Here is a 25,579-nt window from a genome sequence, read left to right as displayed (position 1 = left end):
CACCGGTCAACCGGCCGACTCCGTCCGCCCGGGCCCTCCCGGCCCCACGACCCCCCGGACCACCCCCAGCTCCACCAGGTCCTGAGGCCGGATGCGGAGTTGGTCCGCCGTCTTCTCCGCCTCCTCGGGCGGGCGTTTGAGGATGGCCGCCGCGAGTTCCGGGGCGATCACCGAGAAGTAGCTGTCCGGGGTGGCCCAGGTGTTGCCGGGAGCCGCCAGGGCCAGCGCGCCGCCGGAGCCGCCCTCGCCGACGACCAGCGTGGTGACCGGCGTACGGGCGGAGGCCACGGCGCCGAACAGATCGGCGATGGCGGCCCCCGCGCCCTGCCGTTCCGCCTCCGCGTCATTGGCCGCGCCCGGGGTGTCCACGAGCGTCAGCACCGGGATGCCGAGCCGGTCCGCGAGCCGGACGAGACGGGCGGCCGTGCGGTACCCGGCGGGACGGGTGGCCGTGCCGGTCTGCGCGGCGTAGGCGACCGTACGGCCCCGGTGTTCGCCGAAGCCGCAGAGCATGCCGTCGGGGTCCGTGCCGCCGCAGCGGTCGCCGCCGATGGTGACGCGGGAGGTGAAGTAGGCGTCCAGGTAGGCGGTGGCGCGGGGGCGCAGGGGGGAGCGGGCGCGGCGGACCGCGTCCCAGCCGGTGGCCGGGAGGCCGGCCGCGCCCGGCGCGAGGGGCGGCGGGGCCGGTGCGGTGGAGGGGCGGGTCAGCAGCCGCAGCCAGCGGCCCAGGGTGTCCCGCAGCGCCTCCGGCCGGACCAGCGCGTCCGCCGCGCCCGCCGCCACCTGCGCCTCGGCCGTGTACGCCGCCGGGTCCGCGTCCGCCGGGCGGACCCGTGAGCCGGCGAAGCCGACCTGCGCGCCGGGCAGCGCCAGCACGACGTCGGCGCCCGCGCCCAGGGTGGCCCAGCCGCCGCCGGTCGTCGGGTCCCGCAGCACGGCGATCTGCGGCAGCCCGGACTGCCGGGTGAGCGCCGACGCCCTGGCCACCCGCTGGAGCTGGGTGAGGGCGAGCATGCCCTCCTGCATCCGGCTGCCGCCGGTGGCGACCAGCGGCACCACCGGCAGGTGGTGCGCGCGGGCATGCGCGTACGCCGCCTCCAGGCGGTCGCCGGTGCGCATACCGAGGGAGCCGCCGAGGAAGCCGAACTCGAACGCGATGAGGACGGCCCGGGTGCCGTCGATGTCCCCGGTGCCGCAGATCACGGACTCCCGCTCGCCGGTGCGCTCGGCGGCGCGGGCGCGGGCGGCGTCGTAGCCGGGCCAGCCGAGCGGACCGTCCGGGTGCCCGGAGCGCTCCGGGGACGGCAGTTCGGTGAAGTCGTCGGTGACGAGGGCGACGGTCTCGCGGGCGGAGAGACGGTCAGCCATGGGACAGCGCCCGCTTCATGATCTTGCCCATGTCGTTGCGGGGGAGGGCGTCGAGGTGGTGGAGGACGCGCGGGCGCTTGTGCGGGGCGAGCCGCCCGGCGACATGGCCGGCCAGCTCCTCGAGGCCGGGCGGGGACTGCGGATCCGCCGGCACCACCCAGGCCACGATCCGCTCGCCCAGATCGGCGTCCGGTTCCCCGGTGACCGCGGCCTCCCGCACCCCGGGATGCTCCAGCAGCGCGTTCTCGATCTCACCCGCGCCGATCTTGTAACCGCCGCTCTTGATCAGGTCGGTGGCCTTGCGGCCCACGATGCGGACGTAGCCGTCGGGGTCGCGCACCGCCATGTCCCCGGTGCGGAACCAGCCGTCGGCGGTGAACGCGGCGGCCGTGGCGTCCGGCCGGCCCAGGTACCCGGTGAACAGGTTCGGCCCGCGCACCTGGATCTCACCGACCGTCTCACCGTCGTACGACGCCACCGGCGAGCCGTCCTCCTCCACCAGTCGCAGCTCCACCCCCGGCAGCGGCACGCCGACCGTGCCGGGGCGGGCCTCGCCGTCCGCGCGGACGCTGGTGTTCATCAGCGTCTCGGTCATGCCGTACCGCTCGACGACCCGGCGTCCCGTGGCCGCGCCGATCCGCTCGTGGTCGTGCACGGGCAGCGCGGCGGAACCCGACACCAGCAGCCGCGCCCCGGCCAGCGCCTCGACCAGGTCCGGCTCGGCGGGGAGCGCCTCGGCGACACGGTGGTACATCGTCGGCACGCCGAACAGCATGGTGGCACCGCCGTTCAGCTCGCGCGCCACGCCCTCGGTGGTGAACCTGCCCAGGTGGCGCACGGAGCCGCCGCGGCGCAGCGGGCCGAGCGTGCCGAGGACCAGGCCGTGCACATGGAACAGCGGGAGCCCGTGCACCAGCACGTCGTCCCCGGTCCACTGCCAGGCGTCGGCGAGCGCGTCGAGGGTCGTGGCGACGGCGCGGCGGGGGATGACGGCGCCCTTGGGCGGGCCGGTGGTGCCGGAGGTGTAGACGATCAGGGCGGGGTCCTCGGGGTCCCGGTCACGGTCGTCGGGGAGGGCGCCAGGGGCCGCCCGGGCCGCGGGGTCCACGTCGAGGCGGGGCAGGCCGGCCAGGGCGGCGGGCAGTGGTGTGCCGGGGGCGGTGAGCACCAGGTCGGGGGTGCTGTCGGAAAGGATGTGGCCGAGTTCCTTCTCGCCCGACTTCGGGTTGAGCGGCACGACGGCCGGGCCGGCGAGCAGCGCCGCGGTGACGGCGACCGCGGTCTCCAGGGTCGGCGTGGCCCATACGGCGGCGCGGCGCGTCCCCTTCAGGTTCCCGGCCACCGCGCCGGCCGCCGCGGCGAGTTGCCCGTACGTGAGTTCGCGCTCGCCGAAGCGCAGGGCGGGCCGGTCGGCCGGGTGGCCGTCGGTCAGGGCCGGGAAGAGGGAGGACACGGGGCGGATCTCCTTGGCTGGCTGGCTGGCTGTCGGTCGGGGCGGGCGGTGCCGGGGTTCAGGGTCCAGGGTGTCCTACCCGCTGTCGGGTGCGGCCATCGCCGGGTGCCGGGTGCCGGGTGCCGGGTGCACGGTGCGGGGGTGGGCCGGGGGGTGTTCGCGCAGCCCGGCGTCGGCGGGGTGCCGTCGCGCCCACCCGTGCCGCCCCAGCGGCACGACTGCCCGCGGACACGGCGGAGGCGGCGGGCACGGCGGGCGTGGCGGAGGCGGCGGGCACGGCGGAGGCGGCGGGCACGGCGGGCACGGCGGAGGCGGCGGGCACGGCGGAGGCGGCGGGCACGGCGGGCACGGCGGAGGCGGCGGGCACGGCGGGCATGGCGGAGGCGATGGAGGCCGCGCCACCGCCTCCGGCGGCTTCCGCGACCGCGGCGGCGGCCGCCACCGCGGGCCGGCGGGGGTCAGGGGGCCGCTGCTGTCACGTCCGCGACCACGCAGGTGATGTTGTCCGGGCCGCCGGAGTCGTTCGCCCTGGTGATCAGGGTGTGGACCGCCTGGTCCGGGGTCGGGGCAGTGGCCAGGAGTTCCCCGATCGTGTCGTCGGCGACGACGGCCGGGAGGCCGTCCGAACACAGGAGGTACCGGTCGCCGGGGCGGGCGTCGTGGAGGCGCAGGTCGGGGGAGGACGTGGTGGCCTCCGTGCCGGTGAGGGCCTTGAGGAGCAGCGAGCGCCGGGGGTGGGAGGCCGCCTCCTCCTCGGTCAGCCGGCCCTCGTCGAGCATCGACTGGACCACCGTGTGGTCGTGGGTGATGCGGAACAGCTCGCCGTCCCGGAGCAGGTACGCGCGGGAGTCGCCGATGTGGACCAGGGCCAGCCGGGAGCCCGTGCAGAGCAGGGCGGTCAGCGTGGTGCCCGCCTCCGCCGAGCCGTCCGCCGCGTCACGGACCGCCCGTGCCGCCCCGCGCACCGCGTCCTCCAGCAGGTTCAGGACCCCGCCCGCCGGTATCTCCCGCGTGTCCAGGAACCGCAGCGCCTCCACCGCCGCGCTGCTCGCCGGCGCCCCCGCCGGACCGAAGCCGTCGGCGACGGCCAGCAGCCGGGCCCCCGCGTACGCCGTGTCCTGGTTGGCGGGGCGGACCCGGCCCCGGTCGGAGTGGGCGGAGTAGCGCAGCTCCAGCGTGTTCATGGTGGTCATGGCGGTGTCCCTTCTCGACTCTTCCGTGAGGTGATCGACCAGGAACGCGGCGAGGTCCCGCCGTACGGCCGTCTCCGCCTCCACCCGGGCCCAGTAGGCCCGGATCTCCGCGGCGGCGGCACCGTCGTCCAGCGAGCGGACGCGACGGATCTCCGCCAGCGGCATGCCCAGACGGCGCAGCCACGCCACCAGACGGGCCTGCTCCAGCTGCTCCGCCGCGTAGTAGCGGTAACCCGTGTCCGGGTCCACCCGGGCGGGGCGCAGCAGGTCCAGCTCGTCGTACAGGCGCAGGGCCTTCGGGGAGAGCCGGCACGCCTTCGCGAACGCGCCGATCGTCAGCATCTCCATCGCCCCTCCCCGTTCCGCGTTCCGCCACCGATGCTGGGGCTTCCCCGAAGGTGAAGGTCAAGCCGCCTCCCGTGGTTCCCGGGGCGGGTTGTTAGCCTGCTCCCCGATCAGCTGTTCGTACGAGGAGTGAGTCGCCGTGTCCCGCATCGCGCTCGTGACCTGCACGCCCGGCCCGGACGTCGCCGAGGACCGCGACCTGCCGGTGCTGGTGCGGGCGCTGGAGGAGGCCGGGGCCGGGGCGTCCGCCGAGGTGTGGGACGACGGCGAGGTGGACTGGTCCGGCTTCGATCTCGCCGTGATCCGGTCCACCTGGGACTACAGCTGGCGGGCGGCGGAGTTCACCGCGTGGGCCGAGCGGTGCGGCACGGCGACCCGGCTGGCCAACCCGGCGGACGTGGTGCGGTGGAACACCGACAAGCGGTACCTCGCGGACCTCGCCGGGGCCGGCGTGCCCGTGGTGGACACCCGGTACCTGGCACCCGGGGACGCCCTCGGCCTCCCGGACGGGCACGAGTACGTCGTCAAGCCGGCCTCCGGCGCCGGCGCCCGCTTCGCCGCCCGCTACACGCCCGGCGAGCACGCCACCGCCGTACGGCACCTGCGGCGCCTGCACGCGGACGGGCTCACCGCGATGGTGCAGCCCTACGTGCGCGGCATCGACACCGCCGGGGAGCGGGCGCTGCAGTTCTTCGGCGGGAGCCTGCTCCACGCCAGCCGCAAGGGGCCCGTCCTCGCCCCCGGCACGCCCTACGACCGGCGCAAGGTCGCCCACCCGGGGCTGACGGACTGGACACCCACCCCCGCCGAACTCGCCGTCGCCGAGCGGGCCCTGGCCGCCGTGCCCGGAGCGCCGGAGCTGCTGTACGCGCGCGTGGACCTCGTGGACGGGGAGGACGGCCGGCCCCGGGTGATGGAGCTGGAGCTCGTCGAACCGAACCTGTTCCTGTGGCTGCACCCGGAGTCGGTGCCGCGGGTCGTGCGGGAGATCCTCACGGCCGCGGGCCGCTGACCGCCGTACGCTGCAGCAGCCCCCATGTGAACTCCGCGACCACCTCGCGCCGTACGCCCGACGTGTCCGGGGCCGTGAAGGCCAGCCCCCACCGGGTCGGCGCCGTGCCCTCCAGAGGGCGGGCGGGCGCGAAGGCGCGGGCGGCCTCGTCCACCGTGCAGGACCAGGGGGTGAGGTCCTCCACCGTGCGCAGGACGGGCGCGGGGGTGCCCGGCGCGCGGACCAGCCACTCGTTCCACACCGCGCCGCCGGACGCCGCCGTCAGCACCTCGAAGCGCAGGCCGGGCCAGAGCGGAAGCGGCCACCGCCACGCCTCGCAGTCCAGGTCGCCGACCCGGCGCGGGGTCCGCGACTCCGGCTCGCCGAGCACGGAGCGGTACCGCGACAGGGCCGGGCGGGAGCGCGGCGAGCGGACCATCGCCTGCCAGCGCCGGTTGGCCTCGCGCATGTCGGCCAGGGAGGCGCCCAGCGCACGCCGGGCGTCCTCCACCGGGCCGGGGTTGTGGTCGGCCATGCGGCGCAGCAGCACGAGCTGGAAGTCGAACGGGGTGAACGGGCTAGTGGGGCGTTGTCCGGTGGGCACGGGACCCATCGTCGCCCACCGCCGGCGCTCCGGGGCGGCGGCCGTCCGGGAGGAACAGCACCGAGTTGACGTAGCGCGGGCCCCGGAAGGGCAGGACCCGGCGCAGCAGGCCGTGCGTGACGACGTACGAGGTGCGCGCCTGGTGGGCCTCCAGCGGGAAGCGGGACAGCGGGACCCAGGTGCCCGCGGGCAGCACCCAGCCGTCGTAGCCCAGCATGGACAGGTACGTCACCACCGGCGCGATCGGCTGGATACGGGACTCCAGCTCCACGAACAGGGCCGGGCGGTCGCGGGCCAGGATTCCGGTCGCCCCGCGCAGCACCGCCGACTCGTTGCCGTCCACGTCGATCTTGATGAAGCCGACGTCGCGCAGGCCGAGTTCGTCCAGCGTGACGCAGGTGACGTCCAGGGCGCTGCCGTGGATGTCCCGGCGGACCAGCGACGACACGCCCCGGTCTCCGCCGTCGTCCGGGGGCAGCCACAGGCGGGCGATGCCGGGCCGGTCCGAGGCCGCGGCCCGGATCACCCGCACGTTCGGCGGGGCCGAGGCGGTGAGCAGCCGGGCCAGGTGGGGAACCGGTTCCAGGGTGACCACCCGGCGGGCGCGCCCGGCCAGCCGGCGGGTCCACGGGCCGTACCAGCCGCCGACGTCCACCGCCGTGTCGCAGTCCGGCGGGCACATGTCTGCGAGGCGGGACAGCTCGGGCTCGAAGCGGGGGTAGACCGCTCGGGCGGTCGCGGCCACCAGACGCCGGGGCAGGAACGCCGCCGCGCGGGCCGCGAGCGTACGGTCCGTCCTCGTCACGGCGTCGCCCCCGGGGCCCCGGCCATCCGCGTCAGCACCTGCTCGTGCTCCTCCTCCGACACCTGCTCGCCGGACGACGGCAGCAGTTGCGGGATGCCGTCGACGATCGGGTAACGGCGGCGCAGACGCGGGTTGTACAGCGCCTCGTCCCCCTCGCCGTCCGGCGCGAGCAGATGCAGCGGCCCCTTGTCGAGCGGACAGGCGAGGATCCTCAGCAGCGGGTCGTCGGGTTTCACGGTCGGGTCAACTCCTTGGCCGGGACGGGGGACTGTGGTGCGGTGTCGTGCTTGGGCATGGCCAGCAGTACGGCGACCGCGAGCACCGTGCCCGTGACGCGCAGGGCCAGCCGCAGCGGCTCGTCCGGCAGTTGCTCACCGAACGACAGCGTGCCGAGCACCGCCGTGAACAGGCAGGTCACGGTCGTGCACACCGGCACGATCAGCGAGGCCCGGCAGCGCTGGAGCGCGGCCTGCGACATCACCAGCCCGAACACGCCGGTGAACAGCAGCAGATACGGATACGGGGAGCGCAGCAGGCCGAGCACCGCGCCGCCCGCCCCGCTGGTCGTCAGGTGGCTCGACACCCCCTTGATGGCCAGCGAGCTGACCCCGTAGAGCAGGCCCACGGCCACGCCGTACTCGACGCCCGTCGTGGGCAGCCGGTGCCGGTGGCGGGCGTTGCGCTCGGCGGAGCTGTACAGCCACACCCCGGCCGCCAGCGCCGGCACGCACACCAGCAGGATCACCGGATACGGCGCGTCCCGCCCCACCGTGTCGGCGCCCGCGCCGCTCTCGCGCAGCGACAGCACCACCATCAGCAGGGCGAGCAGGATCGCGCCGAGGGCGTACCGTTCCCGGCCGCTGGTCTCCTCGCCCAGCAGCCGGGACGACAGCAGGACGAGCAGCACGAGACCGGAGACGAAGATGCCCTGCGCGGCGGCGATCGGCAGCGTGCGGTACACCGCGAGCTGGGCGGCGAAACCGGCCGCGAGGGCCAGCGAGCCGCCGATCCACAGCGGGCTGCCGAGCACCAGCCGCACCAGCCGGGCCGGCCGGCGGATCGACACTTCGGGCAGACCGGCGAGCGCCCGCTTCTCCAGGACGAACCCGCCGCTGTACAGGACGTTCGCCAACAGGGCCGCGGCCACTCCCCACCACATGTCCCCCCGCCCTCCTCACGTCCGCCGTGCGTGCAGCAGCAGGATCGACGCGAGCGGCGGCCGTGCGCAGGCCAGCCGGTCCAGCGGGCGCAGCACACGCGGTACGCCGTGGAAGGGGGCCCCTTCGAGGCGTACGACGGTGAAACCGGACGCGGCCACGAACTCGCGGAGCGCGCGCGCCGTGTACAGCCGCAGGTGTCCCACCACCTCCGAGCCCGGGCGCCCGTGGATGCCGCGCAGGCTGACCTCGGAGAACACCGGTTGCACCCCGGCGAGCAGCAGACCGCGGTTGTACCAGGCGGCCAGGTTCGGCGTGGACAGCATCAGATGGCCCCCGGGGCGCAGCACCCGGCGGATCTCGTCGAGCGCGGCGTCCGGGTCGACGAGGTGCTCGAGCACCTCGCTGAAGAGCACCGCGTCGGCCGACCCGGCGGCGAACGGCAGCCCTCCGCCGGTGAGTTCGCCGCGCACCGCGTACGGCAGCCGGGTGCGGGCGCGGGCGAGGGCGTCCTGGGACCAGTCGACGCCGATCAGGCGGTGGCCGCGCAGGAAGGGGGCGGCGGTGGCGGCCGCGGAGCCGTCGCCGCAGCCGATGTCGAGCACGGTCCGCGGGCCGCCGCCGGCCGGGCCGAGCGCGCGGGCCAGCATGCGGGCCTGGCGGCGGCTGCGCGAAGGGCCCGAGGCGACGGGCACGGCGGGATTCTCGTAGAAGTCCCGCAGCTCGCGGGGCGGGGGTGCGGTGGTCGTCACTCAGGTCGCCTCCGTGGTGTGCAGATGGTGCGCGAAGAGATCGCGCAGACGGGCGCCGTCACCGGGGCCGAGCAGCGTGCGCGACCAGCGCAGCGCCAGGTGCAGCCGGCCCGCGGTGGAGGCGGTGGTGACGGTGAGCCCCCGGGGCATCCGGGCCGGCGCCGAGAACCAGACGGCGTGCGCCCGGCCCGCCTCCTCCCCGAAGTCCAGCGGGTACGGGATGCGGCCGATGTTGCTGAGCAGCGTGGTCGACGTCCAGGGCGCCGCGGCCCTGCGCAGCGCCCTGGTCAGCGCGGCACGGCAGGCGACCGGGGCCCAGGGGGCGGTGAGCAGGGCGGCGCCGTGGCCGAGCTGGGGGCGGGGGAGCGACTTGAGGGCACGGGTGCGCAGGGCGGTGCGGCGCAGCAGCTCCGGCATGCCGGGGGAGTCCAGCTCCTCCGGGGCGAACGGCACCTCGACCAGCCGGGTGCCGTTGCCGATCGGCATCGTGGTGTCCCGGGGACGGTCGTCGACCGGCATGGTGATGCGCAGGGGGCGGCGCGCTGCGCCGTGCTGCCGGTTCCAGTCGACGACGGTCAGGGCGGTGGCGACCATGAGCTGGTCGTTGACGGTGTACGGGGCGCCCCTGGGCCGGTGCGGCAGCGGCAGCTCGGTGACGAGCATGCCGTTGCCGGGCGAGGAATCGGGCGTACCCCGGGCCACCCTCGCGGGCAGCGACCAGTTCGACGGGGTGCCCGGCGGGCCCTGCGGTGGCTCGGGGGGCCGCACGGGCGGGGCGGCCGGGGCGTTGTCCCGGCCGCCGTAGAGCTCGGCGGCGGTGGCCAGGACGCGGAGGCAGGCGGGACCGTCCAGGGCGGTGTGGTTGATGGTGAGGAAGAGAACGGTCCCCTCCCCGCCCACCACCTCCAGCCGGACCGGCGGTGACGCGGTGAGCGGGGGCGCCTCGGCCAGCGCGCGGGCGCGGGCGTCCCGCAGGGCGTCCTTCCCCGGCGGCGGGAAGCTCACCGCCTCCACGTCCGGATCGCCGGTCGGCTCCCACTCGTAGCGGCGCCCGTACCAGGGCCTCGGTGCCTCCCGCACGAGGATCCGCGGGTGCCGCCGCAGCGCCTCGGTGAACGCCTTGCGCAGGCGGGCGGCGTCCAGGACCCCGGGGAGGTGCACCTCGATGTGCACCGTCTCCGGCTCCTCCTCCTGGAGGCAGTGCCGGGACACCTCGTCGACGACGGGGAAGGGGATCCGCGGGGGTGCGCTCATCCGGCCCCGCCCCACCCCGAGCCGCCGCGCGGCGGTGGCACGTGCGGTACGTCCGTCCCCGCGCCCGGCGGCGGCTCCGGGCCGCGGGGCGGCTCCGGCGGGCGCGGCCCGGTGGTGGCGGCCGGGTGCGGGGCCGCCTCGTCGTCCGGGGCGGCCGGGTGGCGATCCCCGCGCGGTCCGGTCGCGGGCGGGGATGCCTGCGTGCCGGCGAGGGGCGGGGGTGCCGGTGGCCGGAGGTCGCCGGCCGGTGCCGCGACCGGGGGCAGGACCGCCGTGGTGCCCGGTTCGTCCGGACGTCCGCCGTCCGGTTCCCGGCCGCCCTCGCGCGACCCGCCGAGGCTGACCAGACCCGCGAACAGACCGACCAGCGCCAGCAGCTGGGCCACATGGCCGTACGCTCCCTCACCCGCGCCCACCGGCTCGCCCGCGCCGAACGCCGTCACGACGCCCGCCCCGGCGAGGGCGGCGAGGGCGATCGGCACCAGCAGCGTGTGCCTGCGCCACGCCAGCAGTGCCAGGCCCGGCACCAGCAGCGCCCACCAGCCCGCGATCACCACGCCGACCAGTGTCAGCGCCACCGCGCCGAGCCACGGGCCGGGCGCCGGCGGAACCGGCTGCGGCGCGTCGGGGCCGGCGGCCTTCCGGCGCCACAGCGCCAGACCGATCAGCACCGCGATGCCGGCCCCGCTGCCGATCAGGCCGGCGTCGTACGTCTTCGCCGGCTCGTAGGACAGCTTCACCGTGCCGCCCGCGCCCGCCGGGATCCGCCAGCCCTGCTGCCAGCCGTCCAGCCGCAGCGGGGTGAGCTCCTCGCCGTTCAGCGTGGCCTTCCAGCCGTCGTTGTGGTTCTCGTACATCGTGAGGTACGAGGCCGCTCCGGAGCCGACGCTCACCTCGCGCAGGTCGCCCAGCCAGTCCCGTATCCGCAGCTCGCGGTCGGAGCCCGCCGGCTCCGGCACGGTCCCGCCGGTCAGGGTCACGTCCGTCAGCGCCAGCGGGCCCGCGTCACCGCCCTCGACCCGGTGCGGTCCCGCCGCGAGCTCCAGCTCGCGGTCCTCCTCACCGCCCTGGCACAGCGTCACCTCGACCGGCCGCCGTTCCACCAGGTCCCGCACGGTCCCCCGCACGCCGGTCTCGTACAGCTCGCCGTCCACGGCCAGCACCGGGCCCTTGCCGCACTCCAGGGAGACCTCCCGGGTGCCCGACGGCTGCGGGGTGCGGTGGTCGTCGAGGTCGGGAAGGTACGCCTCGGTCAGCCCCACCGGCAGTTGCAGGTCCTCGCCGACCGCCGGGTTGTGCAGGGTGAGCGGGGCGGTCCGGGTGACCGTGATGTCGAGGCGGTCGGTGGTGATCGGCGGGAAGCGGACCCAGCCGTTGTCGTCGACACCGGCGACGACCGCGCCGTCCGGGGAGCTGATGTACACCTCGACGGGGCGCGCGGACAGCCCGCCGGCCGGGGCCAGCACCAGTTCGCGGACCGGCCGCTTCCCGGCCCAGCTCAGACGGACGACCGGCCGGTCGCCCGCGATCCACGCGGTGGTCAGGTCCCCGTCGGTCAGATTGCGGGCGGAGAGCCCCGCGCCCAGGCGGGCCGTGGAGTCGGCGGTGGCGGTGATCCGTGCCCGCTGCTCGGGCGCCACCTCGTACAGCAGCCGGTCCAGTGCCTCGCCCGGCAGGGCCACCGCGCTCGCCCGCACCTCGTACGTCCCCGCCGTCCCCGTGTCGAACCGCCGGTGCAGCCCCGCCTCGCCCGGCGCGAGCGACAGCCCGGTGGGGTCGGCGGCGCGGTGCAGGGAGACGATCCGGGCGGTGGCCGTGGCCTTGTCCGCGTCGCCGGGCAGCCGCAGCAGCCGCGTCACCTGGACGTCGGGCAGGTCGACCTCCGAGAAGCCCGCCCCGCCGAGTCCGGGGCGCTCGGCCGTCGAGTCGACGATGGTCAGCTTCATCCAGCCCGTCGGACCCGCGGGCGCCTTGACCTGCTGCTTGGTGCCGTTGGCCCGGAGGAAGCTCGTCGCGGAGCCGTTCTCCGTCTCCACCCGCACCCGGGTCACCGCCGCCCGCACGCCGTTCTGCGGGAGGGGCATGAGGCCGACGGAGTCCGGCATGTCGTAGCCGCCGTCGAAGGCGATCCGCAGCCACTGCCCGTCCGGAGAGCCCGCCGAGCCCTCCGCCCACGCGGTGTCCGGATTGCCGTCGAAGGCGTTCACCGGGTCGTACTGCGGCAGGTGGAACAGCCAGTTGCCGTAGGAGGACGCCGTCACCGAGCGGGCGCCGCGCAGCTCGGCCACCGTCTGATGCTCCAGCCCCTCGGTCGGCAGGATCTGGTGCGGTCGTTCACCCGCGTCCTGCGCGGCGTCCGGCGCGTTGCGCTCGTCGCGCGTGTACGTGTACGACGTGTTGGCGTTGACCAGCCCGAACCGGGTGTCCGCCCGTCGCATCCCGTCACCGATCACCTGCACCGGCGGGGTGCCGAGCCCGGGGTGGGCGTCGCCGGTCAGCACGGCCGGCCGGCCGCGCAGCTCGTCCGCCAGCGGCAGCAGCGCCTCGGGACCGCCGGAGACCACGGCCGTGTCGGCGACCGGCAGCAGCCGGGCCTGCCCCGGACGGGGCACCCCGGCACCGGCCGGACGGTAGATCTCCACCGCCCGCTGCCGCGGATACAGGCCCTCGACCTGGAGCGGGGTGCCGGGGGCGATCACACCGCCCGTCATCACCGGTCCGAGGCCGGTGGCCCGCTCGTACCCGGACTGCTCCAGGGTGCGCTTCACCACCGTGGTGGGCACGGCTCCGAGCTGGCCGGGGTCGAGGTCGTTGCGGACCACGACGTAGTGGACGCCCGCCCGGCTCAGGTAGTCGGCCAGCCCGGGCACGGCGCCGCCCGTCAGCAGCGCCTGCTCCACCGCGTCCATCGCGCGCCGGTTGCCGGGCGTGCCGAACGGCACGTAGTCGCGCTGTGCCCAGCGGGACGCGGCGACCACGTCCAGCGGCTGGTCGATGGTCGATCCCCAGGTGTGGATGCCGTGCGCGGTCGCGGGGACGACCAGGGCGCGCGAGTCCGGTGAGTTCTCCTCCAGCCAGTCGGCCGTCGCCCTCCAGTACGCGGGTATCTCCTGGAACGAACCCGGCGTCAGGATCGACCCGTTGAGGTACGGCCACACCAGCCCCGGCAGCACCAGGACCGCGGCGGCCAGCGGAGCGAACCGCCGGCCGCGCACCCGACGCGCCCCGCGCGCCCGGGCCGCCGCTCCCACCAGGTGCGCCAGGCCCAGCACGAACGCCAGCGCCAGTCCGGTCTGGAACTTGTAGATGTTGCGGAAGGGCGCCAGCCATCCGTCCAGCCAGTCCTGCACCACCCCGTGGAACGGGGCACCGAACGCGCCGCCGTACCCGGCGAGCAGCACCAGCGCCGCCACCAGCACCGTCAGCACCAGCCAGCGCCGCTCCGGCATGTCGCGCCGGGCCAGTCCGGCCAGGCCGAGACCCGCCGCGAGCGCCGAGCAGACGATCACCGGGGCCGAGGTTGCCACGGTCCAGCCGGCCGGCAGCCACGCCTCGCCGTAGTTCAGGTACGCCACCCAGTTCCCGGCGCCGCGCAGCGCCTCCGTCGCCGCCATCGTGTCGGTCGTCGTCCGCGCGGACTCGATGTAGGGGAGGAAGTTCTCCCCGTGGAACCCGAGCAGCAGCAGCGGGATCCACCACCAGGCCGTCGCCACGATCACCGCGGGCGCCCACCAGGCGATCAGCTTGCGCTGCCGCGGTCCCGGCGGGCGGGAGAGCAGATACAGCCCGACCGGCAGCAGGGACGCCAGCGTCGAGGCCGCGTTGACCCCGCCCATGAACGGCACGAGCAGCGCCGACCGCAGTGCCGCGACCCTGGCCGCGTACCGCTCGCTCGTCAGCGGCAGCAGCACCCACGGCAGCAGCGCGCCCGGCAGCGCGGCGGCCGACGTCGAACCGACGACCGCCGTGAACACCGGCCACAGCGCGTACGCGGTCGCGGCGAGCAGCCGGGACGCCCCGCTGCCCACGCGCAGCCGCTCCGCCAGCCGCAGCGCGCCCCAGAACGCCACCGACACGATCAGCGACATCCACAGCCGCTCCGCGAGCCACACCGGGAGCCGTACCAGGTCGGCCAGCCAGTAGAACGGCAGCATCGGCCAGAGATAGCCGATGTACTGGTCGGAGATACCGCCGAACGAGCCCCGGTCGTGCCACAACTGGCCGAGATCCGCGAGGAACTGCCCCGGGTCGACGGTGACGCCGAGCTTGGTGTCGAACGTCTGCCGGCCCGGCTGCACCGCCAGGAACAGGACGAACACCACCGCCCAGAAGCCGAGCAGCCAGCGGCGCGACCGCGGGCCCTCCGGAGGGCCCGTGGTGGTCGCACGCGAGGGGACGGCTGCCGGAGGGGGAGCCTGGAGCGTGGTCGTCATTCGGGACACCGCCGGAGGATGAGGAGGAGGTTCCAGGTGGCGAACTCGCGCAGACCGGGCACCTTCACCACGGTCTCCGTCAGGAACGGCCAGTAGCGGGAACGGGCCGAGACGATCCGCACGTCGTCACGGGCGCGCACCTGCCGCAGGGTGGTGCCGATGTGCACCGGGAAGAGGTTCTCGCCGAGCGTGTGCTTGGCCGGCCCGCCGGTACGGCGCCGGTAGCGGGCGCGGGCCCGCTCGGCGCCGAGGTAGTGCCAGGGGGCCCACTCGTGACCGCCCCACGGCGAAAGCCAGTTGGTGAACGACACGTAGATCAGCCCACCGGGCCGGGTGACCCGCGCCAGCTCACTGAGGAACGTCTGCGGGTCCGCCACGTGCTCCAGCACGTTGGAGGAGAAGGTGACGTCCGCGGCGCCGTCGGCCAGCGGCAGCAGGTACCCGTCCGCGACCACGGCCCCCTCGCCCGGCTTCTCACCCAGCTCCCGCACATCGGGCTCGAAGAGATAGGCGTGGGCGCCCCGCCGGCGGAACTCCTCGGTGAAGTGCCCGCTCCCCCCACCGACGTCCACGACGATCCGCCCGGCGACGGACCCGCCGTACGCCTCGACCTGACGCACGGCGTCCCGGGCGAGAAGCGAGTAACAGACATCGGGCTCCTCCTGCTCGCGCAGGAAGGCACGGAAGAGAGTGAGGGAACGCCGGAGAGAGGGGTCCTTCCAGCCGGCCTCACCCCCACGGCGCGTACGCGTCACCGAACCGCCTCTCGGGCGACCGCCCGGAACCGCCGTACCGTGTGCTCCCAGCGGTACTCCGCCGCGTGCTCCCGCGCGGCCTTGCCCATCAGCTCCCGCCGGTGGGACGCCAGCGTCAGCGAGATCCACGCCGCCGCGAACGAGGACTCGCCCCGCGCCAGCACGCCCGTCTCGCCGTCCCGCACGGAATCCCGCAGCCCGGGGACGTCGAAGGCGACCGCGGGTGTCTGCCGGGCCGCCGCCTCGGTGACGACGAGCCCCCAGCCCTCCACCGCGGAGGGATGCAGCAACAGCCATGCCGCGCACAGCAGCCGGTGCTTCTCCGCCTCGGAGACATGCCCGGTGAACCGGACCCCGGGACCGGCGAGGCGTTCCAGCCGTTCCCGCTCCGGCCCGTCGCCGACGATCACGAGCCGGCCGCCGGTGACCGGCCGCACCCGCTCCCAGAGCCGCAGCAGCAGATCGATCCGCTTGTACTCGACGAGCCGGCCCACCGCCACGAACAGCGGTTCGGGTGAGCGCTCGGCGCGCGGGCCGGGTTCCGCCACACCGTTGTGGACGACCCGGATCCGCTCCCGCGGTACGCCGATCCCGCGCAGCGCGTGTGCCGTGGACGGCGACACGGCGACGACCAGCCCGTGCTGCCGCGCACCGGTGAGCGCCCAGTGTTCGAGTTTCCGGCCGATCCGCGCGGCCGGGGCCAGCGGACCGCCGAACCGCATCTTCCACAGATCGGTGTGAACGTGGTTGACCAGGCACAGTGTGGGCCCGTGGTGCCACAGCGGCGCCAGATAGGGCATGCCGTTGCACACCTCGACCAGCAGGTCGCAGTCGCCGACCTGACGGCTGAAGGCGGACCGGGCGCGCAGGAAGTGGCCGTAGGTGCCGCCCGCCGACACCACCCGGTAGTCACGGAAGGCCGCGGGCCCTCCGCACAGCAGGGTGACCTGGTGGCCCAGCCGGGTCAGGCCGTCGGCGAGCCGGTCGACCAGCAGCTCGGAGCCGCCTGCCGACGGATTGCCCAGGTCGCGGTGGGCGAGGAAGACGATCCGGCGCGGATGCGGGGGGAGCGCCGGGGTGGTCTGCGGCGTGCTCGGGAGCGCGGTGCGCAGTGGGGACGGCACGTGCTGGGGCATCGGTGCTCCAACTCGTCTCGGGGAGATCAGCGTGGGGAAGAACGTGAGGGGGTGAGGAGGTGGGGTGGCCCGGAGTCCCCGTGAGGACTCCGGGAGGTCGCTGAGTGAGGGATGTGGACGGACTGTGGTTGGGTGGGGATTGGACAGTTTTCGCCCAGCCGTTCCCCAGGGCTACTCACGGACGTGACAATTTCCGGCTTTTCTTACTCGTGAGTCACTTCATTCGGTGAGTGCCGAGCGGTGCTTACCGGACATATCCGGACCTTCATCGACCTTCCGGCCGCGTGCCACCAGAACGCCACCGATCACCGCGAGCACGCATCCCGCCACAGCGGCCCCGATCGGCAAGGTCTCGCCCACCAAACGGAGTTGGCCGCTGTCGCGCTCGGCCTGCCGTACGGCCTCCTTCTGCGTCCCGGTCGTGAACGAGAGCTTCTCGGCGTCCAGCAGCACCGCCGCGTCCTTGTCCCCGCCCGGCGCCCGCAGGGTCTGCCTGGGGCCGGTCTGCGCGTAGATCACCCGGCCGGTGCGCTGGTCCACGACCAGCTCCACGCCGTGGTTGGAGTACCACTCCTCGGCCAGCACCTGCGGCCGGTCCGGCTGGTCGACGAGAGTGCCCGGGACCAGCCGGGTGCCGGTCTTCGTCGGCGGCACCGAACCCGTGAACCGGTAGCCGGTGTGGCCCTGCACCTTCTCCGTGCCCCGGTAGCGGAGCACGACGGTGTCGCGGAGGGTGTTGTCCCACCACTGGTAGGAGCGTTTCTGCACGTCGAAGGGGAACTTCAGGTACGCCTCACCCTCGATGTGCGGCCTGGCCTCGCAGCAGTGCACGGGTTCGGTGGTCCTGCGGTCCAGCACCCAGCGGTGCGGGGTGAAGCTCAGCGCGTCGTGCGGGTCCGCGGCCGGCAGCGACTTGTCCGTGTCGACCGAGGTCGTCACGTCCCACACCGCGTTGCCGCTGCGCTCGCTCTCCTCGACGTCGCCGCGCACCCGCTGGGTGACGGTGATCTTCTGATCGGGCACGGTCTCCACCCGGTCCAGGTCGAAGACGCTGCCGCGGCCGGTGTAGACGGCGGTGGTGTCGATGTCGACCGGGTTCACCGCGGCCCGCGGCTGCACGTACCACGCGAACAGGGGGGCCAGCACCAGCAGAAACGTGCCGAGACCCAGCAGGACCAGGGAAAACGGGGAAGCTGTACGGCGCATCCGGGCACTCCAGAGGCTTGGGACGGCGCGACACACACAGGTCGGCGCCGTACGGGAAGGTGCGCGTGCGGGAGTTCCCCACCCCCTATGGGCTGGGAACCGTAGGCGCCCCTTGACGGAGTGTCAATGTCGTGTCGACACTGTGGGCACGACACACGGGGGTGGTCGGTCACGGTGGGGGGTGGGGAACCCTCCCGACAGAGAGGCTGACCCTGCGATGTCCAGACTGCTCGCCGCCGCCCTGACGGTCGCGCTCGCCGCGGCCCTCGCCGTGGGCGCCGCGCTCGGTGTCGTGGCGCTGCTCGAAGCCACACCCGACCAGCCGAACACCCCATTGATCACCTACGAGCAAACGGGCCAGGGGAGTTGACCCGTGACGGCGCCCCGCACCGTCACGTCCCGGTCCGCCTGGCACGACGTACCGCGCCACCAGGTACGCCGGTTCGCCGAGATCGCCCTGGCCGACGCGCCCGCGCTGGCCGAGGAGATCATGAGCGAGATCCAGCGCGAGTACCCGCACCTGCCCGTCGTCCTCGACGACTCCGGCGAGCCCATGGCCCTCGTCGGCATCCGCCGCGCCATCGAGGCCTTCGTCCAGCACGTCGGACACGCCGGCTACCCGGTGGGCCGGCCCACCGTGCCGCCGGGTGTCTTCCAGGACTTCGGCCGGGGCGAGGGACTCAACGGCCGGTCGCTGGACGCGCTCCAGGCCACCTACCGCATGGGCGTGCGCCTCGCCTGGCGCCGCTTCGCCGAGATCGGCCAGAGCATCGACATCCCGCCCCCCGCCATGTACGAACTCGTCGACGCCGGCTACGAGTACCTGGACGGCCTGGTCGACCAGTCGGTGCGCGGATACGCCGAGGCCGCCGCGCGCCAGGCCGGGGAACGTCTGCGGCTGCAACGCCGGCTGATGGAGCTGCTGCTCGCCGAACACCACCGGGGCGACCCGGCCGACGCGCTCGCCGAACGGGCCGCCCGGATCGGCTGGCCGCTGCCCGGGAAGGTCGCGGTGGGGGTGCTGCTGCGCCCGGCGCGGGAGGCGGTGGCGCCCGCGGTGGGGCAGGGGGTGCTGCTCGACATGGAGTACGAGCGGCCCCGCATGGTCGTGCCCGAACCGGACGCGGCCGGCCGGCCCGAGCTGCTGGACCGCGCGCTCACCGGCTGGTCCGGGGCGATCGGACCGCCCGTGCGGGTCGCCGACGCGGCGAAGTCACTGCGCTGGGCGGAGGCGGCCGTACGGCTGATGGAGCGCGGGCTGCTGCCCGCCGGTGAGGTGCTGCACTGCACCGAGCACACCGAGGCGCTGGTGCTGCTCCAGCCGGAGGAGCTGATCGAGGACCTCGCGTCGCGCTGCCTGGCCCCGCTGGCGCACTGCGGCCCGGCGCACGGGCGGCGGCTCGCGGAGACGTTGCTGGCCTGGCTGGAGACCCGGGGCGGGGCACCGGAGGTCGCCGCCCGCCTGGGCGTCCACCCGCAGACCGTCCGTTACCGCCTGCGCCAGATCCGCGAACTGTGGGGCGAGGTGATCGACGACCCCGACCGCCGTTTCGAGCTGGAACTGGTCCTGCGGGCCCAGCGGCTGCGCGGGCCCCTGGGCGGACCGCGCCGCTGAGACGGCCGGGGCGCGGAACACGGAGGTGTCCCGCACCCCGGCCGGAAGGTCAGCGGCGGCCCTGGGAGCGCAGCCGCAGACGCGGGGAGAACCGTACGGCCGCGAAGCCCACGGCGCCCAGGCCGAGGGCAGCCGTCACCAGCAGGGCGATGCCGCCCGCACCGGTGTCGGCCAGGGAGCCCAGGACACCGGACGAGGAGCCGCCGTCCCCGGAACCGCCGGCCGCGCCGTCGTCGCCGCCCTTCCCGTCACTGCCGCCCTTGCCGTCGCTGCCGCCCTTGCCGCCGTCGTCGCCGTCGCCGTCGGAGGGGCTCGGGCTGGGCGTGGCGGACGGATCGGACGTCTTCTCCACGACCTCGATGGTGAAGGTCGTCCCCGCGCCGCCCGGCACCTTCGCGGTGACGGTGTACGTGCCCAGGGCGTCACCGGCGATGATCTGCCGGGGCGCGGTGGCCAGGCCCTCGGCGTCGGCCGTCGCCTGGATGCCCGAGACGCCGCCCTTGAACACGGGGCCGCCGTCGAAGCGGCTCGCCTCGATGTGGAAGTCCACCTTGGCGCCGGGGGCCGGCTTGCCGTCGTCGGTCACCCGCACCTGGAGCGCCTCGGGGAACGGCCGGCCCGGCAGGGTCCGCTGACCGTCGCCCCCGACCGCCTCGACCGCGTTGGCCAGGGTCTTCACCCGCAGCTTGAACACCTTGGTGAGACCGGCGGACGTGGCGCGCACGGTGAACTCGCCCTCCGTGCGGGCGGCCTGGATGTGCGGCGTCCCGGCGCGGCCCTGGGCGTCGGTCGCGACCACGACCTTCGTGTTCAGCCAGTCGTTCTCGAACACCACGCCCAGCTTGTCCGGGTCCACGATCTCGAACGTCACGGAGGCACGCTCGACCGGCTTGCCGTCCTTGTCCCGGGTCACCGCGGCCACCGGCGCGAGCGTGTGGCCGGGGTCGACGACCTGGTTGTCACCGGAGACGGCGCTCAGTTCGGTGGGGACGGTGCCCTTCCACTGGAGCACCACGCGGCCGGGACCGCCCGGGGCGTTGGGGCCGCCCTCGGCGACACCGGAGTCGACCGGGTTGTCGGAGGGCTCCCAGAACGGGTCGTCCTCCCCGGGGGCCGCGCTGCCCTCGCCGGTCAGCAGGCGCGCGCCGCTCACCCGGCCGGGGTCCGCGTAGCTGGTGCCGCCGCCACCGCTGCCGGTGAGCCGGTCGTCCTCGGCCGACCCGGCGCCACCGCCGCCGCCCGCGTACCCGGCACCGCCGCCGCCACCGCCGTAGCGGCCGGTCTCGCCGTCACCGCCGTCGCCCCCCTCGGAGGCGTCCTCGCCCGCGGCGCCCTTGCCGCCACCGGCACCGCCGACGCCCTTCACGGCGCCCTTGCCACCGCGTTCGCCCTCGGAGGCGTCGGTGCCGGCCTCGCCGCCGGCGTTGCCCGCCCGGCCGGAGCTCACGTTGCTGCCGCCGCCACCGCCGCCACCGGCGATGACCAGGGCCTCGCCGTCGGCGGCGCGGACGGCGCTGCTGTTGCCCCCGCGGCTGGCGAAGGTGCCGCCGCCGGAGCCGCCGAACGCGTCACCCGTGCCGCGTCCGCCGACCGCCACGGAGAGCGACTCACCGGGCGTGACCTTCAGCGTGCCGCGGACCAGACCGCCCGCGCCGCCCATCGCGCCGGGGCCGCCGGTCCCGCCCTCGCCCCAGACCCGCACGTCCAGCGCGTCCACGTTCGCCGGGACCGTGAAGGTGCCCTTGGCGCCGGCGGTGGCGGGCGGGACGAACAGCCGGCAGCCGACGAAGCCCTCGGTCGGCGTGCACACCGTGCCGGTCGGCGAGTCCGCCGCCGCGGCCGGTACGGACGCCCACCCGCCCGAGACGGCCAGCGCGACGACGGCGACGGCGGCCGCACCGCGTCGGAGACGGACACGACGCGGCGCAGAGGAATCCTGCTTCATTCACCACTCCACAGCTCGGGAAAGCTCCCCCCCAGGGAGCTCATGATGATGATCAGACAGGCACACAGTATCTCCACGGATCTCTCCATGGATCCGGCGGCACCGCGCCGCGTCCCCCGCCCACCCATTGCCCGTCCGAGCGTGCTGTGGCTAGCCTGTGTTCGTCATGCCGATCGCCTGTTGAAATCTCGAACGAGCCGCAGGCGCCTGAGACACATAGGGAGGGGGCCGGTCGTGGGACGCCTCGTACCAGCCGTGACCCGGGCTCTCGACATTCTCGAGCTCTTCCTCGACGGGGACGGGACACTCTCCGCCCCCGACATCGTGCGCAGGCTCCAGCTGCCGCGCACCACCGTCCACGAGCTGGTGACCACGCTCGCCGCCCGGAAGTACATCGTCCCGGTGTCCGGCCAGCCCGGACGCTACCGGCTCGGCGTACGCCCGTACCAGCTCGGCGCCCGCTACGCCGAGCACCTGGACCTCGCCGCCGAGGGCCAGCAGGTCGCCCGGTCCGTCGCCGAGACCTGCGACGAGACGGTGCACGTGGCGATCCTGGAGGACACCGACGTCATCTACATCGCCAAGGTCGACTCGACCCACGCGGTGCGGATGGTGTCGGCGGCCGGCCGCAGACTGCCCGCCCACTGCACCTCCGTCGGCAAGATGCTGCTGGCCTCCCTCCCCGAGCAGGAGCTCGCCGCCCGCGTCCCCGACGACGCGGAGCTGGCCGCGATGACCCCCAACAGCATCACCGACCCGGCCGCCCTGCGCGAGACCCTCGCGGAGATCCGCACCCGGGGCGTCGCCGTGGAGAGCCGCGAGTCCAACCCGGACGTCTCCTGCGTCGCCGCTCCGGTGCGCGACCGCACGGGACAGGTGGTCGCCGCGCTGTCCATCTCCGTACCGATGATCCGCTGGAGCGACGACCGCCTCGCCGAGCTGGAGCAGCTCGCCGTGAAGGGCGCCGCCGAACTCTCCGAGCGACTGGGCCACAGGAGCGTGGGATGACGAGCACCTTCGACGTGGCGGTCCGCGCGGAGGCGGCCCTGGGCGAGGGACCCGTCTGGGACCCGGCGACGGGCCGCCTGCTGTGGATCGACATCCTCGGCTCCCGCGTCCACACCTACGACCCCGCCACCGGCCGGCGCACCCTGCGCCGCACCGACCAGCACGTGGGTGCCGTCCGGCCCCGCGCGGGCGGCGGCCTCGTCCTCAACCTGCGGGACGGCATCGGCCTGATCGACCCCGACGACACGTTCCGCTGGCTGCACCGCGAACCCGTCCCCGGCCGCCGGGGCAACGACGCCGCCGTCGCCCCCGACGGGAGCCTCTTCGCGGGCACCATGCGCTACGACGAGGCACCCTGCGGGGGCACGTTGTCGCGCGTCGGTGGCGACGGCACGGTCAAGGTCCTCCTCGACGACGTGGCGGTCAGCAACGGCATCGGCTGGAGCCCCGACGGCCGGCTGATGTACTACATCGACTCACCGACCCGCCGCGTCGACGTCTTCGACGTGGGCGAGGCGGACGGCCGGATCGGCAACCGCCGCGCTGTCGTCGCGATCGAGGACGGTGCCGGTTTCCCCGACGGCCTGTGCGTGGACGCCGACGGCTGCGTGTGGGTCGCCCTGTGGGACGGTGGTGCGGTGCGCCGCTACACCCCTGCCGGGGAGCTGGACCGGGAGATCCGCCTTCCCGTCCCCCGCGTCACGGCCTGCGCCTTCGGCGGCCCCGGCCTGACCGACCTGTACATCACCACGGCCCGCGTGGGGCTGACGTCCCCCCACCCCCTGGCAGGCTCCCTCCTGGTGGTCCCGTCCGCGGGCAGGGGCGTGCCGCAACCTCCGTTCGCGGGCTGACCTTTTCGCCCCCGCCGCCCCTTCCCGTCCCCACCTGGGGCTCCGCCCCCGGAAGACGGGAAGGGGAAGGGGCGGTGGGGGCGAGGAAACGTTCTGTCACGCCCCGGTGCGGTCCAGCGCCCGCAGAACGGCCCGTTCGCCCGCCGTCAGCGGCGGCTCGACAGACGGCGGCAACGGAGACCCGGCGACAGCCGCCAGCACCGCCCCCGGCCGGAACATCCGCGTCGGCGGCGTACGCAGACTCGTGACGTCCCAGATCACCGACGCCGCCGCGTAGGAACCCGTCGCCGCCTTCATCATCCGGCGGGTGTACGCCGTCACCACCCGGTCCGCCACCGTCGGACGACCACCCCGTACGTCCGGGTACAGCACGTCCTGGCCGACGGCCATGGCCCACGCCGGGTCCGCCGCACGCGCCGCACCCCGCAGCACCCGCCGCGCGAGACCGGGCGCGCCGAGACCGCCGGACCGGGCCAGCTCGCGGTCGAGGACCCGCGCGCCGAACGCGGCCACCGACATGCCGTGCCCGTACGCCGGGTTGAACGTGGCCAGCGCGTCCCCCAGCACCACGAACCCCTCCGGCCAGCGCGGCAGCTTCTCCAGGTAGCGCCGCACATTGCTGGTCGACCGGCTCAGATGCACGTCCGTGAGCGGCTCCGCACCGGAGATCAGCCGCCCCACGATCGGGTCGGGCAGGTCGAGCGCGTACCGCAGGAACCCCTCCGGGTCGGCCGGCGGTTCACCACCGCGCGAGCCACCGCAGCTCACCAGCCAGCGGCCTCCCTCGACCGGCATGACCATCGCGCTCCGGGCCGGCCGGGACACGAAGGGATCGGGCTGCACGACCGTCAGCGGGAACCGCTCCGCCCCCTCCGGCACCCGGTAGATCCGCGACGCGTTGACCAGCCCGGAGTCCACCGCGCGCTCCCGTACCCCGGACAGCCCGAGCCCGTCCAGCCAGCTGACGACCCGCGTCCCGCGCCCGCTCGCGTCGACGACCAGGTCCGCGTCGAGGTCCGTGTCCCCGCCGGGCGCCGCGACGCGCACCCCGCGCACCCGGTCCGCGGACCCCGTCAGGCCCACCGCCGCCGCCCTGCGGACCTGCACCGTCGTCTGTTCGAGTACGGCCTCCCGCACCACCCAGTCCAGCAGCGCGCGGGTGCACGTCAGCATGGCGGGACCCTCGCGCCGCCAGCGCCGCAGCCAGCCGTCGGGCGTGAGGGCCAGCATGCCCGAGCTGAGCGGTATCTCGTGCGCCCCGGCGGCGAGCAGCCGCTTGCGCAGCCGCGCGGCCGGCAGCAGGTCCTCCATGGCGTCCAGGCCGCCCGCCATCAGCAGATGCGCGTGCCGCCCCTGCGGCAGCCCCTTGCGGTGCTCCGGCCCCTCGGGCAGCTCGTCCCGGTCCAGCACGATCACCTCGTCCGCACCCGCGGCGGACAGGGCGGCCGCGGCCAGCATGCCGGCCAGACCGGCACCGATGACGACAGCTCTACGCGACATGGGGCTCCTCGGGTTCGGTCATGGATCCGGGCAGGGAGGGCGGCACGCCGCCGTCGGGCGCGGCGCTCCCGGCGGGCGGGCGGTGCAGCGCCTGGGCCAGCTCCACCAGCCCGCCGGTGCCGGAGACCTCGGTGGCGTGCAGCCGGTAGGTGCCGCCGGTCTCGGGCGGTTCCTCGCGGGCGGCGGCCCGCCGCGCCGCGTCGGCGAGCATGGCGGCCTCCGCCGCGAGCCGCGCCGCGTGGGGGGAGCGGCCCGCGCGCAGGGCGGAGTCCCGCACCCGCTCGCGGAGCCGGTGGTCGAAGTACGGCGCCAGCGCGAGCAGCGCGTCGTGGATGGACACCTCACGCCACTGCAGCCGGGCCTGGGGGAACTGCCACCAGTCGGTCGGCGGCCTCGGCGCGGTGGACGCCGACTTCACCAGGGACCACAGCGGGGCCAGCCGCCGGTGGTCGCCCAGCGCCCGCCACTGGGCGACCGCGGACGGCAGCAGGTACCCCGCCGAACACAGCAGCGCGGCCAGCGAGGCCATCGGCGGGGCGACCGTGGTGGACAGGAAGTCGAGGTCGTGGCCTGTCCAACGGGCCACGATCGCGGTGTACTTGGCCGCCTGGAAGCCCACCACGTCCAGCAGCGCCCCCACGAGGATCAGCCGCAGCCCCGCGCGCAGCGGCCCGTCGACCTCGCGCCCCCACTTGACGCAGACGGCGCACATCACCAGCATCGCCGCGCTGTGCCCGATCAGGTACAGCAGGATCATCTCCCGCATGAACGGCGTGCCGGCGTAGTAGGTGTCGAGGTCGGTCAGCCGCTCGGTGTCCGCCTCGGCGAGCACGAACAGCACGACGATGGCGACCATGAGCAGGCCGTAGGCGGCGACGGTGCGCAGCACCCCGCGCCGTACCCGCTCACGGGAACCGCCCCGCCAGTTGATCAGCAGCACCAGCACCGCGCAGCTGTACGCGGAGAGCATGCCGTAGGTGAGCGGGGCCCCGAAGTTGGGGACGCCGGTGAGCTCGTTGACGGTGGACAGGGTGGCCGGGGCCGCGCACACGAAGACCAGCGCCCCGAGGACGATCGCCGCGCACGTGGAGACGGTCAGCGGGTTGCGCATGGCCCTGCGCGGGCGGCGGAACAGCAGCACGGAGGTCATCCCGAAGACGAAGGCCGCCAGGTAGACGACGAGACTCACGTCGGCCTGCTCCTCTCGT

The 25,579-nt window shown here is 75.0% G+C and carries 21 protein-coding genes; 5 read left to right on the top strand and 16 right to left on the bottom strand.

The window, feature by feature from the left end; translation table 11 throughout:
* Nucleotides 1–6: 6 nt before the first annotated feature.
* The 3 genes from F1615_RS16920 to F1615_RS16905 all read right to left on the bottom strand — a co-directional run bounded on the left by F1615_RS16920 (nt 7) and on the right by F1615_RS16905 (nt 4,362).
* Entirely contained in the window at nt 7–1,368 is a 1,362-nt protein-coding gene (locus tag F1615_RS16920; protein WP_149549801.1) for a carboxyl transferase domain-containing protein, read from the bottom strand.
* Nucleotides 1,361–2,821 carry an acyl-CoA synthetase gene (locus F1615_RS16915; RefSeq protein WP_149549800.1) on the bottom strand — a complete coding sequence of 487 codons (1,461 nt, stop codon included), beginning with the start codon at nt 2,819–2,821 and terminating at the stop codon, nt 1,361–1,363. The genes F1615_RS16920 and F1615_RS16915 overlap by 8 nt, the downstream gene beginning before the upstream one ends.
* 458 nt (nt 2,822–3,279) lie before the next feature.
* The gene (locus tag F1615_RS16905) at nt 3,280–4,362 is read right to left on the bottom strand and encodes a MerR family transcriptional regulator (protein ID WP_149549799.1); all 1,083 of its coding nucleotides are present in this window, start codon (nt 4,360–4,362) and stop codon (nt 3,280–3,282) included.
* Nucleotides 4,363–4,498: 136 nt separating this feature from the next.
* Between F1615_RS16905 and F1615_RS16900 the strand changes: the two genes are divergently transcribed.
* Entirely contained in the window at nt 4,499–5,371 is an 873-nt protein-coding gene (locus F1615_RS16900) for an ATP-grasp domain-containing protein (protein ID WP_149549798.1), read from the top strand.
* On the opposite strand, the gene F1615_RS16895 is transcribed toward F1615_RS16900, so the two are convergent.
* The 10 genes from F1615_RS16895 to F1615_RS16850 form a co-directional block, all read right to left on the bottom strand.
* Complete coding sequence (locus tag F1615_RS16895; protein WP_149549797.1) at nt 5,352–5,963, bottom strand: hypothetical protein; 612 nt, start codon at nt 5,961–5,963, stop codon at nt 5,352–5,354. The two genes, F1615_RS16900 and F1615_RS16895, sit on opposite strands and share 20 nt — an antisense overlap.
* Nucleotides 5,929–6,759 (bottom strand): FkbM family methyltransferase, encoded by an 831-nt coding sequence (locus F1615_RS16890; RefSeq protein ID WP_167533775.1) that lies wholly within the window; start codon nt 6,757–6,759, stop codon nt 5,929–5,931. Before F1615_RS16890 ends, F1615_RS16895 begins: the two co-directional genes overlap by 35 nt.
* Nucleotides 6,756–6,995 (bottom strand): Trm112 family protein, encoded by a 240-nt coding sequence (locus F1615_RS16885; protein WP_149549796.1) that lies wholly within the window; start codon nt 6,993–6,995, stop codon nt 6,756–6,758. The genes F1615_RS16890 and F1615_RS16885 overlap by 4 nt, the downstream gene beginning before the upstream one ends.
* Complete coding sequence (locus F1615_RS16880) at nt 6,992–7,906, bottom strand: DMT family transporter (RefSeq protein WP_149549844.1); 915 nt, start codon at nt 7,904–7,906, stop codon at nt 6,992–6,994. The genes F1615_RS16885 and F1615_RS16880 overlap by 4 nt, the downstream gene beginning before the upstream one ends.
* 27 nt (nt 7,907–7,933) lie before the next feature.
* The gene (locus tag F1615_RS16875) at nt 7,934–8,668 is read right to left on the bottom strand and encodes a class I SAM-dependent methyltransferase (protein WP_149549795.1); all 735 of its coding nucleotides are present in this window, start codon (nt 8,666–8,668) and stop codon (nt 7,934–7,936) included.
* Entirely contained in the window at nt 8,669–9,922 is a 1,254-nt protein-coding gene (locus F1615_RS16870) for a condensation protein (protein ID WP_149549794.1), read from the bottom strand.
* Nucleotides 9,919–14,355 carry an alpha-(1->3)-arabinofuranosyltransferase domain-containing protein gene (locus tag F1615_RS16865; RefSeq protein WP_149549843.1) on the bottom strand — a complete coding sequence of 1,479 codons (4,437 nt, stop codon included), beginning with the start codon at nt 14,353–14,355 and terminating at the stop codon, nt 9,919–9,921. The genes F1615_RS16870 and F1615_RS16865 overlap by 4 nt, the downstream gene beginning before the upstream one ends.
* The gene (locus F1615_RS16860) at nt 14,352–15,110 is read right to left on the bottom strand and encodes a class I SAM-dependent methyltransferase (protein ID WP_149549793.1); all 759 of its coding nucleotides are present in this window, start codon (nt 15,108–15,110) and stop codon (nt 14,352–14,354) included. Before F1615_RS16860 ends, F1615_RS16865 begins: the two co-directional genes overlap by 4 nt.
* The gene (locus tag F1615_RS16855) at nt 15,107–16,246 is read right to left on the bottom strand and encodes a glycosyltransferase family 4 protein (RefSeq protein WP_149549792.1); all 1,140 of its coding nucleotides are present in this window, start codon (nt 16,244–16,246) and stop codon (nt 15,107–15,109) included. The genes F1615_RS16860 and F1615_RS16855 overlap by 4 nt, the downstream gene beginning before the upstream one ends.
* 219 nt (nt 16,247–16,465) lie before the next feature.
* Nucleotides 16,466–17,452, bottom strand: coding sequence for a DUF3068 domain-containing protein (locus F1615_RS16850; RefSeq protein ID WP_149549791.1), 987 nt, complete (start codon nt 17,450–17,452; stop codon nt 16,466–16,468).
* A 217-nt stretch (nt 17,453–17,669) separates the two neighbouring features.
* Here F1615_RS16850 and F1615_RS35650 point away from each other — a divergent pair, with 217 nt between their 5' ends.
* Together F1615_RS35650 and F1615_RS16845 are read left to right on the top strand one after the other, a co-directional pair.
* The gene (locus tag F1615_RS35650) at nt 17,670–17,822 is read left to right on the top strand and encodes a hypothetical protein (RefSeq protein WP_167533774.1); all 153 of its coding nucleotides are present in this window, start codon (nt 17,670–17,672) and stop codon (nt 17,820–17,822) included.
* Between the two features lie 3 nt (nt 17,823–17,825).
* Entirely contained in the window at nt 17,826–19,067 is a 1,242-nt protein-coding gene (locus F1615_RS16845) for a PucR family transcriptional regulator (protein WP_149549790.1), read from the top strand.
* A gap of 49 nt (nt 19,068–19,116) precedes the next feature.
* Here the strand turns inward: F1615_RS16845 and F1615_RS16840 are convergent, their stop codons facing one another.
* The gene (locus F1615_RS16840; protein WP_149549789.1) at nt 19,117–21,012 is read right to left on the bottom strand and encodes a hypothetical protein; all 1,896 of its coding nucleotides are present in this window, start codon (nt 21,010–21,012) and stop codon (nt 19,117–19,119) included.
* Between the two features lie 234 nt (nt 21,013–21,246).
* Here F1615_RS16840 and F1615_RS16835 point away from each other — a divergent pair, with 234 nt between their 5' ends.
* Both F1615_RS16835 and F1615_RS16830 read left to right on the top strand, forming a co-directional pair.
* Nucleotides 21,247–22,020 carry an IclR family transcriptional regulator gene (locus F1615_RS16835; RefSeq protein WP_149549788.1) on the top strand — a complete coding sequence of 258 codons (774 nt, stop codon included), beginning with the start codon at nt 21,247–21,249 and terminating at the stop codon, nt 22,018–22,020.
* Nucleotides 22,017–22,871, top strand: coding sequence for an SMP-30/gluconolactonase/LRE family protein (locus tag F1615_RS16830; RefSeq protein WP_149549787.1), 855 nt, complete (start codon nt 22,017–22,019; stop codon nt 22,869–22,871). The genes F1615_RS16835 and F1615_RS16830 overlap by 4 nt, the downstream gene beginning before the upstream one ends.
* Before the next feature lie 96 nt (nt 22,872–22,967).
* Here the strand turns inward: F1615_RS16830 and F1615_RS16825 are convergent, their stop codons facing one another.
* Nucleotides 22,968–24,371, bottom strand: coding sequence for an FAD-dependent monooxygenase (locus F1615_RS16825; protein WP_149549786.1), 1,404 nt, complete (start codon nt 24,369–24,371; stop codon nt 22,968–22,970).
* Nucleotides 24,361–25,560, bottom strand: a complete 1,200-nt coding sequence (locus F1615_RS16820) for an MAB_1171c family putative transporter (protein ID WP_149549785.1) — start codon at nt 25,558–25,560, stop codon at nt 24,361–24,363. Before F1615_RS16820 ends, F1615_RS16825 begins: the two co-directional genes overlap by 11 nt.
* Between the last annotated feature and the right edge of the window lie 19 nt (nt 25,561–25,579).

The sequence above is a fragment of the Streptomyces marokkonensis genome (genome assembly GCF_008312835.1).
Lineage (GTDB): Bacteria > Actinomycetota > Actinomycetes > Streptomycetales > Streptomycetaceae > Streptomyces > Streptomyces marokkonensis_A.
The sequence above is the reverse complement of the archived record's forward strand: the minus strand, read 5'-3'. Positions and strand labels throughout refer to the sequence as shown.